Source organism: Bacillus sp. FSL M8-0256, assembly GCF_038005765.1.
GTDB lineage: Bacteria > Bacillota > Bacilli > Bacillales > Bacillaceae > Bacillus > Bacillus safensis.
Genome location: NZ_JBBOTU010000001.1, coordinates 3,757,433 through 3,770,750 on the forward strand (window position 1 = coordinate 3,757,433; position 13,318 = coordinate 3,770,750).

11 protein-coding genes are annotated in these 13,318 nt (G+C 41.5%); 4 read left to right on the forward strand and 7 right to left on the reverse strand.

The features are described from left to right. Positions 1-230: 230 nt before the first annotated feature. Together NSQ76_RS19425 and NSQ76_RS19430 are read left to right on the forward strand one after the other, a co-directional pair. Positions 231-590: a MerR family transcriptional regulator gene (locus tag NSQ76_RS19425; RefSeq protein WP_024423948.1), complete on the forward strand. Its 360-nt coding sequence runs from the start codon at positions 231-233 to the stop codon at positions 588-590. 129 nt (positions 591-719) lie between these two features. Next, a complete protein-coding gene (locus tag NSQ76_RS19430; RefSeq protein WP_025093756.1) occupies positions 720-1,703 on the forward strand; it encodes a Gfo/Idh/MocA family protein in 984 nt (327 codons plus the stop codon). Positions 1,704-1,743: 40 nt separating this feature from the next. Here NSQ76_RS19430 and NSQ76_RS19435 read toward each other — a convergent pair whose 3' ends face one another. Further along, positions 1,744-3,258 carry a methyl-accepting chemotaxis protein gene (locus NSQ76_RS19435; RefSeq protein ID WP_025093755.1) on the reverse strand — a complete coding sequence of 505 codons (1,515 nt, stop codon included), beginning with the start codon at positions 3,256-3,258 and terminating at the stop codon, positions 1,744-1,746. Positions 3,259-3,572: 314 nt separating this feature from the next. On the opposite strand from NSQ76_RS19435, the gene NSQ76_RS19440 reads away from it, so the two are divergent. Continuing rightward, complete coding sequence (locus tag NSQ76_RS19440) at positions 3,573-4,910, forward strand: amino acid permease (RefSeq protein ID WP_025093754.1); 1,338 nt, start codon at positions 3,573-3,575, stop codon at positions 4,908-4,910. A 31-nt stretch (positions 4,911-4,941) separates the two neighbouring features. Here the strand turns inward: NSQ76_RS19440 and NSQ76_RS19445 are convergent, their stop codons facing one another. From NSQ76_RS19445 to NSQ76_RS19470, 6 genes are all read right to left on the reverse strand, one after another. Continuing rightward, positions 4,942-6,030, reverse strand: a complete 1,089-nt coding sequence (locus NSQ76_RS19445) for a hypothetical protein (protein ID WP_375153292.1) — start codon at positions 6,028-6,030, stop codon at positions 4,942-4,944. A 110-nt stretch (positions 6,031-6,140) separates the two neighbouring features. Further along, positions 6,141-7,469 carry a GntP family permease gene (locus tag NSQ76_RS19450; protein WP_024427563.1) on the reverse strand — a complete coding sequence of 443 codons (1,329 nt, stop codon included), beginning with the start codon at positions 7,467-7,469 and terminating at the stop codon, positions 6,141-6,143. Between the two features lie 24 nt (positions 7,470-7,493). Next, positions 7,494-9,038, reverse strand: coding sequence for a gluconokinase (gene gntK, locus NSQ76_RS19455; RefSeq protein ID WP_056765317.1), 1,545 nt, complete (start codon positions 9,036-9,038; stop codon positions 7,494-7,496). A gap of 185 nt (positions 9,039-9,223) precedes the next feature. Continuing rightward, positions 9,224-10,081 carry a MurR/RpiR family transcriptional regulator gene (locus tag NSQ76_RS19460; RefSeq protein WP_024423955.1) on the reverse strand — a complete coding sequence of 286 codons (858 nt, stop codon included), beginning with the start codon at positions 10,079-10,081 and terminating at the stop codon, positions 9,224-9,226. Between the two features lie 94 nt (positions 10,082-10,175). After that, positions 10,176-11,111 (reverse strand): nucleoside hydrolase, encoded by a 936-nt coding sequence (locus NSQ76_RS19465; RefSeq protein ID WP_341055618.1) that lies wholly within the window; start codon positions 11,109-11,111, stop codon positions 10,176-10,178. A 90-nt stretch (positions 11,112-11,201) separates the two neighbouring features. Continuing rightward, complete coding sequence (locus NSQ76_RS19470; RefSeq protein ID WP_135031548.1) at positions 11,202-11,702, reverse strand: DUF1433 domain-containing protein; 501 nt, start codon at positions 11,700-11,702, stop codon at positions 11,202-11,204. 127 nt (positions 11,703-11,829) lie between these two features. Here NSQ76_RS19470 and NSQ76_RS19475 point away from each other — a divergent pair, with 127 nt between their 5' ends. After that, a complete protein-coding gene (locus NSQ76_RS19475; RefSeq protein WP_135031550.1) occupies positions 11,830-13,314 on the forward strand; it encodes a lipase family protein in 1,485 nt (494 codons plus the stop codon). Positions 13,315-13,318 lie beyond the last annotated feature (4 nt).

Sequence of the window (13,318 nt, forward strand, 5' to 3'; positions counted from 1 at the left end):
ATTTCATTACTATTTACCTATTTTAGCCTATCGTTTTTTCTTCACGCTGTCTACTTGTTCTTATCTGTAACAAATATCACATGAGTCTACTCTATTATAACGCATTCTATTCATCGTGCTGATCACCCAATTGAAACAAGTAATACAGAACAATTGTCCACCACTATAGAATGTTTTGAAACGAGCAAATCTAATTGTATGATGAATAGCAAAGAAAGGAGGTGCAGGGAATGATTACGTTTACGAGAGGTAAATTGTCAAAAATGTCTGGAGTACATATTGAAACCATTCGTTTTTACGAAAATGAAGGGGTGCTCCCAGAGCCCAAAAGAGCGCATAACGGCTATCGTCTATATGATAAAAAATATGTACTCATGCTGTCATTTATCACCGAAGCGAGAAAGCTAGATTTCTCACTTAAAGAAATTCGTGAAATTATCAAATCACTTTTCGAAAAAAAGTCAAAAACAGAAGCTGAACAGCTGCTCGAGCAAAAAGTCGAAGATATCCAGCACTCTATTCAAGAGTTAAAAAAAAGGAAGGCAGCTATTCAATTGTTAACAAAGCAAACATTAGCAAATATCAGCTGATTGTAAGGGCTGCCAAAGGTGTGCTGGTGTTGATCACTGGCACACCTTCGCTCAGGTATCTCAGTACACGTTCAATGAAAACATCGGTTATACTAGAGTCAGCTTAAACGAGTGGAAGGGGTTTTGAGAATGAACATCGCAACCATCGGAACAGGTATCATTGTGGAAGGCTTCCTGCAAGCGATTGAACAGCTCGACGGTGCTTCTTGTCACGCTGTCTATTCAAGAAAGGAAGCAACGGCAAAGAAGCTCGCAGACAAATTTGGGGTGCAGACAACTTATACGGATCTAACTGCTATGCTAGAAGATCCTCACGTAGAAGCCGTTTACATCGCATCACCGAATCGTTTACATAGCGAGCATGCAACCGCTGCATTGAAACACGGAAAACATGTGATATGCGAAAAGCCTTTCACCTCTAATGTGAAAGAGCTGGAAGCCTTAATCACTCTCGCAAAGGAAAAGCAGCTTCTCCTATTTGAAGCCATTACGACCGTTCATATGCCAAACTATCATTTGATCAAAAAGCACCTTCATCAATTAGGTAAAATCAAACTGGTTCAATGCAACTATAGTCAATATTCAAGCAAATATAATCAGCTGCTAGCCGGCGAAACGCCAAATGTCTTTAACCCTGAGTTCTCTGGGGGAGCGCTGATGGATATTAATATCTATAATGTCCATTTCATCATGAACCTCTTTGGATCACCAGAGCAAGTCCGATATCAGGCAAACCGCCATCCAAACGGTATAGACACATCTGGTGTTTTGACGTTCACTTACAATGATTTTATTGCGACAAGTGTCGGCAGTAAGGATACAAGCAGCATGAACTTTGCATTGATTCAAGGAGAAAAAGGCTTCATTCATGTGAAAAATGGGGCGAATGGCTGCGAGGAAGTGCTGCTGCATGTTGATGACAGGGTCATCTCACTCAATGCACAAACGAATCCAAATCGTCTGTTTTATGAAGCAGAAGCTTTCCAGCAGATCATTGAAACAAAAAATCATGAACAGTGCTATGCATGGCTTGATGAAAGTCTCTCCGTGATGAAAGTTCTTGATGCCGCAAGAAAAGATGCAGGTATTGTTTTCCCAGCAGATCAAATTTAATGAAAAAAACCGCCTTCTATGAGAGGGCGGTTTTTGACGATTAAATACTCTTTGAATACGCCACAAGACGCTGAGACATGTGATTCACTTCATCGACTGCAGCATTCACCTGCTCTGTTAAAGCAGCCTGAGTTTGCGTAAGAGCTGTCATATTCGAGATATTTTCAAGAATTTCATCAATTTGTGTTTTCATATCTGTTAAACTAGATTCGATATTTTCCGTTGCATTGGCACTATGCAGCGCAAGTTTTCGTACTTCATCTGCAACGACAGAGAATCCGCGGCCCTGTTCACCAGCTCTAGCTGCTTCAATCGCAGCATTTAGACCAAGCAGGTTCGTTTGGTTCGCCACTTCTTTGATTAAGTCAGAAATATTTTTCGTCTCATCTGCACTATTTTTTGCTAAGTGGGCGGCAGACGTTGACTGCTCTTGAGCAACAGCAAGCTCCTGTGCTTGATTGGTCACAGAGCTAATGCCCGATACCATCTCGCTAATAGAACTTGAAAGCTGTTCTACTTGTGACGCCATTTCATTCGCTGTTTTCTCTTTGTTTTTTTCTAACGTGATATCACGAATGGTTCCTGCCACTCGAAGAGGCACACCTTTTTCATCACGAATGGTTTCACCACCTGCATGATACCAGCGGTACTCACCATTTTTACTTTGTAATCTGTAATCAATGTCGAATGGTGTGCGGCCAGAGTGATCATTTAAATGATCTGCAAAAGCTTGCAGAGCCATTTCTTGATCCTCAGGATGCAGACGGTCGCTCCAGCTGCTCAGAACATTCGGGAAATCTTTTTCGTCTGTAAAACCAAGCGTTTTTCTGAACTGCGGAGACCACCAGAATTCGTTATTTGGATTGACTGGATCGCCTGCCTCTACCACCATGTCCCAAGGAGCTTCGACAAGCGCACGGTTGATTAAGTCATATCTTGTGACAAATGCTTGCAGCTCTTCTTCTTTCAATTTCTGATCATGTATATCAAAAAGAGCTCCCGCCACACGAAGAGGGACACCATTTCGGTCACGAACGGTCGTTCCAGTTGCTTTGAACCAACGATAATCCCCGTTTTTTAACTTTAAGCGATATTCGATATCATACGGCGTACGCCCTGAATGATCCAATAAATGCGAAGAGAATGCATTTAGAGTATATTCTTGTTCATCCGGATGAATTCGAGACGCCCAGCTGTCTAATAGATTCGGAAAATCATGCTCATTTTGAAAGCCGAGCATTTTGCGGAATTCATCCGTCCATGTGAATTCATTCTTTGGATTGACCGGGTCTCCAGCGATGACGACCATATCCCATAAGCCAACTTGAATGGCTTTTGTCACTAAATCCATCCGCATTTGAATATTTTCATTGGCATCCTGCATCTTTTGCAAAGCTTCATTCATTTGTGCCACTGCTTCTATCGTTTGGCTAGAAGAAAATGCAGCAGTATCTAATCTTGCTGAAAAGTCTCCCTTTTCAATTCGTTCTATTAATTGGCTGCTTTCACTCAGAAGGACTTCAGCCGATGAATCATTTGCTTTTCTCTTAAACATCTTTCATAACTCCTTTCAACTCTAACATTCTTGAAATATTTTACAGTTATAAACAATTCTTTATTAGGACTTTAGTAATACAAATGATATATCGACAAAAACTGAAAATTGTTTATGTCATAAATAAGGCAAATGTTCATTTATTTGAAGTTTCATTTTTAGGGTATGGATAAAATAAGTTAATTATGGATATAAATATATGTTTTGATAGAATCAACCTCTATTTTTGTCTGAAAAATCTCTTTTTTTATATTGACACTGACGTCTTGAAAAAAGAAAATGGAACATAAGCATTTTTAAAAAAGGAGAACGTCATGAGCGCGAATCAGGAGCAACAAGAATTAAAAAAGCTTTTATCACCGCGTCACATTCGCATGATTGCGATGGGCGGGGTCATTGGTACAGGAATCTTTAAAGGAAGTGCCGATACAATTGGTTTAGCAGGCCCTGGGGTCATTTTTTCCTATGTATTTGCCGGATTGCTGCTCCTCATTGTAATGGCAGCATTAGCCGAAATGGCCATTGTCTATCCGGGAAATAATCTTCGCGACCTTATACAAATTGCGCTTGGTCAACGTTTTTCATTTGTCGTCGGCTGGGTTTACTGTTTTATGTGGCTCACTGTATGTGTCATTGAGATTATTGCAGCTGGAAGTCTGCTTCAATACTGGCTGCCGAACGTGCCGTTATGGTCACTATGTTTACTTTGCTCACTCTTAGTCATCGGAATTAACTTAAATAATGTAAAATACTTTGGTGAAATTGAGTTTTGGTTCGCTGGAATGAAGATTTTCGTTATTATTGTCTTTATTATTCTCGGTGCAGCATTATTATTTGGGATCATTCCAAACGAACAAAGCACACCAGCGCTTACCAACTATCAAAACTTCGTTCCGAACGGATGGGGTGCGATCTTTGCATCACTTTTAGTGGTTATTTTCTCTTATGGAGGCTCTGAATTGATCGGGCTGACCATTACTGAAACAAAGGATGCGGAGAAGGTTCTGCCTGGAGTAGTCAAAAGTATGATGTGGCGGATTATCTTATTTTACACATTGCCGATTTTGATCATCTGCGGCCTTATTCCTTGGAATCAAATTGACCCAAATAACAGTCCTTTTGTCCAAGTCTTTTCTGCTGCTGGTATGCAAGGCGCCTCTCACTTCATTAATTTCGTCTTGATTACAGCCGTTCTATCTGCGGCGAATTCCGGTATTTATGGAACGACGAGAATGATTCATTCTCTTTCTAAATCAGACGGCGGTCCGAAAAAACTGGCACGGGTCAACAAAAGAGGCGTACCCATTTTAAGTTTATGGGTTACCGTTCTATTTCTTCTCATCGGAACATTTTTTGCTTACTTATATCCAGACCAAATTTTCAGCTACATGCTGGCTATTCCTGGTTTTGCTGTTTCACTCATTTGGATCAGCATTTGTCTGGCACATCTGAAGCTGCGTCCAAAATATCCACAGGAGCCGTATTTCAAGGTGTGGCTGTTTCCGTATCTAACTTTATTTGCAGGTCTTGTACTCAGTTTGAGCTTTGTTTTGTTCCTATTCAGACAAGAAAACCTGCCTAGCTCCATTATCAGCATTGGTTTCTTATTCGCTGCCATCATCGCTTCATTCTTAATGAAAAAGAAGGCTTAAACGCCAAAACCCGCCGAATTGGCGGGTTTTTTTATGAGCTGCTATCTTCTGTTACCTCAAAATCAATCGACGCTTTTGGAATGCCATTGATGATAATCGTTAAAGTATGGGTTCCCTCATAGTGCTTTCTCGTCGTCATATTTTGAAAGGACTGAGACCTGATAAATTCTCTATGTAACACTGAACTTGTTTCAAACTCTGTGATTTTAAATACCTTTTGATTGCGGGTACCCCGAGCTTTGACATAGTCTATGGCATACTCTACACGCAGCTTTAGTGGCTTAGCCGCCTGAAGTGTAAATTGAAAGGTCATTTTCTCTCCAATACGAATAGGGTCTTGCACTACCTTCAAATCTGTTACTTGAACAGATGGATCATCCCCATAGCCAAACAAAGCCATGATATCTGGATCGCCTTTTTTTAGTAAGGTACGAGATGCATGTTTGATGATCCAGTTCGTATGTTCATTCGTTCCATACCAGCTTTTAGCCGTCTTCTTCATCAGATCAGGCCGAATCGCTGAAATGTCATTTAAGTGGTTCGCTACACTTTTTTGCACATAGCGCGCTGGGTCCGACTTCAGGTTTTCTAAAATAAGCAGCGTAACCGAAGGATCCTTTTTAAGTGCAGGAACAGTTAATCCCCATGGCAAACGTGGTCTGCATCCTTCACTAGCCAGCCGCCGAATATGCTCATTTTGATTCTGTGACCATACAAGCATTTGCGCCAGCATTTTGTCTTGATCCTGAATCAGAAAAGGCCGAACGGCAAATTCAGAAGTGGAAAAAGGCGTAAAGAATTCGAGCGCCTTGATCGAGATATCCCAATGTGCTAGGCCATATGTTTCGACGTAGTCTGGAAATACAAGCGCACTAAGTCCTGAAAAATGAGGGGCTGTCTGACGCAGCACCTCAATTGCCTGCTCATAATCCTTAGGCAGACAAGCATGCATCGATTCAGTGACTCTTCTCATTCTGCCTTTTAACTCAAGCTGCTGCCAATCCTTTTGAAACACAAGCCGCTGGAATTCTCCAGCATCAAACCCAGTCGACGCTTGTGCAAGTTTCTCCGCTAATTCTTCAATAAATAATTCATGATAAACATGTTTTAATGGTTCGATCGTGTCCGCCTCCCGCTTCTCAATATCTTTATTTTACCCCAATCTGAAAGAGGTGGTATTGCCAAAAGCAAAAACAGCCCAATTCCGAAGAATCAGGCTGTTGCATTTCACTAAATAAACATATTAATGATCATAATAAATGCAATGGCACAAACGGAAATGATCGTCTCCATAGCCGTCCATGTCAAAAACGTTTCTTTAATGGTCATCCCAAAATACTCTTTGATCAGCCAAAAACCTGAGTCATTGACGTGAGACAAAATCAATGAACCCGCCCCTGTAGCTAACACTAGAAGCTCTCTGCTCACATCCGGCATAGATGCAGCAATCGGCGCGACAATACCAGCTGCGGTCATCATGGAGACCGTAGCAGATCCTGTTGCCACACGAATAACCGCAGCAATCAGCCAGCTAAGCAAAATTGGCGAGATCGGCGAGTGTTTTGCTAAATCTGCAATATAATCACCAACACCCGAATCGATGAGCACATTATTGAAAGCCCCGCCTGCTCCAATGACAAGCAGAATAGAAGCAATCGGTCCTAAGCACTCATTACTAAAGGAAAGCACCCGGTCACGGCTCATCCCTTGCACAAAGCCAAGACTGAAGAAAGAATACACCGTTGCAATCAGCAGTGCTGTAATTGGATCTCCAATGTACTTAAATACCTGATACCAAATATTGTCCTCTGGTAAAATAATATCCGCCAGTGTGGCAAGAAGCATTAGAATCACTGGCACCAAAATCGTAAACATCGTATTTGCAAAGCCGGGAAGTTTTCGATCTTCATTGCGTTCAGTAAATTGCTTTCTCAGCAGCTCTGGAACTGGTTTATGAATCCGCTTTCCAATCCACTTTCCATACAGCGGCCCAGCAATAATAGCTGTTGGCAAACCGACAATAATGGAAAAGAAAATGGTTTTCCCCACGTTGGCATGATAGATGCCGACAGCTGCCATGGCAGCTGGATGAGGCGGCACAAGACCGTGAACGACAGACAAGCCAGCAATGAGCGAAATCCCAATTGTCACGAGCGAGATGCCCGTTTCAATCGCAATCGTAAACAATAAAGGAATGAGAAGAACAAATCCGACCTGGAAAAAGACAGGTATTCCCACAATAAAGGCAACAAACATCATCGCCCAATGCACATTTTTCGTCCCAAACCGGCCGATTAATGTGTGAGCGATCCGCTCAGCTCCACCTGATTCAGCCATCATTTTCCCAAGCATGGTTCCAAGCGCTAGAACGATGGCTAGCAATGATAACGTATTGCCTAACCCCGTTTTGATGGATTGAATGATTTCCTGCAGGTCCATCCCTGTGGCAAAGCCGACTAACATAGAGGTAATAATTAAACTCACAAACGGATTCAACTTAGCAACTGTTATGAGGATGAGTAAAAGGACAATTGCGGCAATCACGATGAATAAAAGCATGCTCTCCCACCTTTTCCCTGATGTTTAATGATTTTGTTTTAATTGAAGCGCACTAATGACATCAAATTCATCCTTGAGTTTGTCATAGAGTCGCTCATATAAGTAAAACAGTTCTATGTATGTTTCATTGTTCTCCATATTTGGTTCATGACGGGCAGAGATTCGAATCCAATCTTGAACCTCTTCTATCTCTTCCATATAACCTAAACTATGAAGTGCGAGCACAGCCGCCCCAAGTGCTGATGCTTCGTAGCTTTCTGGGACAAGTACTTCCCTGCCCATCGTATCCGCTAAAATTTGCCGCCACAACGGAGATCGCGCAAATCCACCCGACGCCCTGACATCCTTTGCTGAACCGGTTAAATCCCTTAAGGCAACACCGATTGAGAACACACTCATAATGACGCCTTCTAACACAGCTCTTATAAAATGCTCCCGCTTATGCTGAAGACCGATCCCAAAGAAAGTGCCTCTCGCATTTGGATTCCAATAAGGTGCACGCTCACCTGTTAAAAATGGCAGAAACAGCAGTCCCTCTGAGCCGGCTGGAACTTTTTTCGCAATATCAATCATCAGGTCGTAAGGGTCCACTCCAAGACGCTTTGCTACCTCTACCTCCGAGGATCCAAATTCATCCTTCAGCCATCTCAGCATGATCCCGCCATTATTCGTCGGTCCTCCAACCACCCAATGCTTATCAGTCAACGCATAGCAGAACGTTCTTGACTGTTCATCTGTTATTGGTTTGTCCACGACCGTACGGACTGCACCGCTTGTCCCAATCGTGACAGCCACCTCACCTTTTCCAATCGCTCCCACACCTAAGTTCGCTAGAACCCCATCATTCGCACCAACAACAAATGGTGTATCTTCCGCAATGCCCATTCGCAGGGCGATCTCTGGCTGAAGCCCTCTCAGCTGATACGTCGTGGGAACAAGTTCAGACAATTGATCAGCCTCAATTCCAGCAATACGCAGCGCCTGCTCATCCCATTGAAGCGTTTCCAAACGGAACAGTCCCGTTGCTGAAGCGATTGAATAATCGACGACATACTGACCGAAGAAATGATAAAGAATATATTCTTTGATGGAAATGAATTTCGCTGCCTTCTTGAAGACATCAGGTGCCATTTCCTTGATCCACCGTATTTTTGAAAGCGGTGACATTGGATGGATCGGTGTACCGGTTCTTTTATACACTTGGAAGCCGTCCATGTCTGAAGTGATTCGCTTCGCTTGTTCTGCACTTCTGTTATCTGCCCAAATGATACTGTTCGTTAGCGCCTTGCCATGCTTATCCATCACAATCAAGGAATGCATCGCTGTACTAATCCCGACGCCTATGAGATGTTTTGCATCAAATGCTGCTTTCGTCAATGCACCTCTTACACTTGCAATGACGGCTTCTAATATATGTTCAGGGTCCTGTTCAACCCATGCTGGCTGGGGCTGAATGAGATCATAAGGAACCGAATGCTTTGCTATCACTTTCCCCTGTGGTCCAAACAGAACCGCCTTTGTACTTGTTGTTCCAATATCCAAACCAATTACCGCCTGGTTTCCCTTCATCTGTATCACGCCCAATCATTGATTTGAAATCATATTTTATTGTTTTGATAAACCTGTTAAATCCCATTATAGGAATAATTTTTTCGACATTCAACGACTAAAAAGAAAATTATTTTCACTTAAAAGCTCAAAATCGTTACCACAACGGCATTTTTCACTAATAGAAAAATTTATTTTTGAAACCATTACACCCTTTTTTGTGAAATGGTTTCTCTCATTTGTTTTAAATTCGTTAAAGTTTCCTGCTGTCTTAAGTGAGCAAGTGCAAAGTATAGTACGTCAATGACAGTGAGCTGAGCAAGTCTTGCAGACATCGCTTCTGTTCGAAAAGCCGTTTCTTGCGTCGAAGTATACAAGGTGACATCGGCAAGCTGGCTCAATGGAGAGCGCTGATAACTTGTAATACCGATGGTTTTCGCTCCTTTTTCCTTTGCTGTTTTCATTGCATCGAGTAAATCTTTATTACGGCCAGAATGAGATATACCAATCACTGTACTGTGCTGGTCGAGAAGACCGGCAGACATCGCTTGAAAATGGGAATCGGTGTGAACAATACAGTTAATGCCTGTCCTCATAAATTTATGAAAAGCGTCTGTTGCAATGAGGCCAGACCCGCCACTCCCATAAAACTCTAAGCGCTTTGCTTCATGAATGATTTGTATGGCTTTTTCTACATCCTCTGGATTCAGTAATTGAAAGCTATCCTTTAATGCAGATATATTCGCCTGAAAAACCTTTTGCATAAAAACGGCCGTATCATCATCAAGACTCATTTCTTCATCTACATAATCAGGCTTTGTTTGATCTATTTCCTGGGCAATTGCAATCTTCAAATCTTGAAAGCCCTCAAATCCAAGCCTTTTACAAAGACGAAAAATCGTTGCCTCTGAACTCGCTGTTTTTTTGGCAAGCTCAACAATTGATAAATGAATAATGTCGCCAGGTTCACTCGTAATATGTTCTGCAATTCCTTTCAGCTTTGGCGGCAATCCTCTGCTTGCTGCGCGTATTTTTTCAATACTACTTAAACTGACAGAAGCCAATTGACTTCACTCCTTCCTTATTCATGTGAGCGCATACATTTCCTCATGTTCCCATCTTATAAAAAAGAAGCCTGTTTGCACAGACTTCTTTTTTTTATGAATTCATCGTTTTGATCAATAAATCGAAAAAAGCTTCATCATCTACATCCACACACACTTGGACATTACGCTCTTTCTCCCACTGATGCTGAAAATCACAGATCATTTGACCGTCACAAAACTCACTCTTCGTCTCCACTTCTACATGAAAAGCCTGTGTGCTTACAAGCTCCTTGTTAATGGCAAGACTTACAGCAAGCGGATCATGCATGGCACACGCCCACACACCATTGCGCTCAAAATAGCGCTGTCGGTAAATGCTTGTACTCTCTCTGATATAAGCTGCCAACGTTTCATTTTGAATGGCATCGATTCTCTCATCCGTTAACAAGACCTGTCTGGTGACATCTAACCCCACTTGAGTCAATGAAGGGAATTCAGCATCCAGCACCAATTTCGCTGCTTCTGGGTCTGCATATGTATTGAATTCCGCAACTGGTGAGACGTTCCCCTGCCCCTTCACGACACCACCCATAAAAATGACCTCTTTCACATGATGAATCAGCTCAGGGCATTTTTTTACCGCAAGGGCTAAATTCGTTAAAGGCCCTGTCAACACAAGCGTGACCTGATTCGAATACTGCAGCACTTGTTCAATGATAAAATCAGGCGCAAAACCAGCATCTGCTGTTTTCTTTGGCCGGGCATCCTTTAAAGCCCCGCCTATTCCATCCTCTCCGTGTACCCGATGTTCATAGTGAGGCGTTCTTAAAAGAGGAGTTGCTGAACCTTTGATGACAGGAATGTTATCTGCCTCAACCAGCTCAAGCACTTTACACGTATTCAATGTAGCCGCATCGACAGACACATTCCCGCATACCGTCGTAATCCCCAAAATATCAAACTGCTTACTTTTCACTGCCAGCAAAATCCCAATCGCATCATCGATTCCAGTATCTACATCTAAGATCAATTTCTTTGTATTTGCCATGGGTGAAATCTCCCCCTTAAAAGTGTTGTTAGGTGAATGATTGCATATGCCTGTTTCAACTATTTGGGGAATATTAGCAGGTTGATCTTATTACTCTTTTTCTCCAATGTCTTTCAGATACTGTTCCCGTTCTTTTTCTGAAAGACTATTTAGAAAATCTTCTTTTACTTGAGGATCAAAGTCATCCCAATTCTCAAAGCGGTCTGATAAATCCGGATCATAACTCATTGAACCTATTTTTTTAGCTCTATATTGTAAAGAAGCTGAAAATCCGTACTTTTCCGGTTCATTATTTACATACCCATCTATGATAATATCTCCCATAGGGTTGATGGTCACATCTTTTTCAAACGTTATGGTTTTAATAAAGTGATGAATGTCTCTTTTATGTAAATGCTCTTCAATCTTAGGTTTCATCTCCTCTGCAAGCTCTTCTGCTTTTTCTTGGTCGCTTTTTTCTCTTTCTTCCACTATATTTCTTCCTCCCGCATCGTTTGATTCTCTTTTCTTATCAAATTGTAAAATAAGTAAAATCACTGAGATGGCTATGACGAGAACTAGAACACATATGATTTTAATTGTATTTTTCATTTATACAACATCCACCTTTTAATGATATAACACAGTTTTTTTGTATAACAAGCGATGTATTTACAATAGCTATTTATACCACTCTATAATATAATTGTTAAAGATAAATATAACAGGAGTGTTAATATTGACCAATAAGTCAGATATATTTAAGCTTACTGACGAAGACTATAAGGAAATATCATCGAAATCCTATGCTATAAAAAACTTTAAGGATTTTAAAGAGATTGAAATTAGTAATGGTAGAAATATGTATGTCGTTGACTATAAAGAAACAAAAAAAGGTCTAAATGCACTAACCCTTGTCTCGAGAGAAGATTATCGTATTTCAAACAAAGGCAAAGACCTCACCAAAATCAAAAACGCCGTCATCGCATACCGTGGTTCTGAACCGATTGGTGCAGGCCAATATAAAGATACCATTAAAAAACATGGAAAAAAAGAGTCAGATGATCTTCTTTCTACCATTTTGACGAAGCTGCCTCCTTTTAGTAGATCGAAGGGTTCACAGGAAGTGACGACTAAGCTGACAACAGGCACAACCGCCTATACAAATGAAATTGTTCAAGATTGGGTGGTTTCGGATACAAAGTATCTGATTAAAAATATTCCATTTGAGCATGGTGCAGAGAATCAAATGGTTCAAGCGGATCGATATGCGAAAGAAATACATAAGAAAATGCCGAATGCCAAAATGTATGTGACAGGTCATTCACTCGGCGGGTCAAATGCTTCCTATGTTCTTGTCAAAAACGACTTTATTCAAGGCGGGGTCACATTTGAGAATCCAAATATTTATCCAAATCTATCAGATGGTCTACAAGCTAAAGCATTAAAAGGCGATTACCGCAGCAGATTAACAGAATATATCAATCTCAATGACGGGCTTTCTCTTTTAAATCGCCATACGACAGAAATCGGCCGAGTGAAAGTGATGTATGATGCCGCTCTCCCCGAAGGTGTCGATTACTCCGAGGACTCCTCAAAAGCCGTCCAATTCATGAAAGACCTCCTCAATCGGGCAATGAGTGTGAATCCTTCACTGGATGCGAATTTATTCCTTGAAGCAATCGCTGGCAGCCATGGCTTAGATCGTTATACCTTTTCAGCAGACGGCTCCGTTCAAACCATTGATGATATGTTGAGAAAAAACCCTTCACTTACCACGGCCATGTTACATCAGTTGAGCCAATCAAATGTTGATCCTCATAGTGTGGTGGCGATTTTAATTAAATCCCACGTTCTCATGAACACAGGGCGTAAATTCTCGACATATGCCGATCACCATATGCAGCAAATCATTCGCAAAATCGAGAAACTCGATGACAAAGTCGATCAATCTGTGGAACGGGTACGCTCAAGGTATAAACAAATTGTTGGCTTTGGTTCATATGATCAGCTGACGGCTTCAGATGTGGATACTGTGATTCGCCACTTAAAAACAGAGGGTCTTGAGAATGAGTTCTATTCGGTCAAAAAGTATGATACAGCGATTGATAACGCTATGAATTTAAAAAGATGGCTGGACTCAATATCAGATGATATGAGCGAGCTAGGAAAACAATACCACGATGCAGATACAGCCCTGGCGAAGAACATGGGTATTTCTTAAGGAG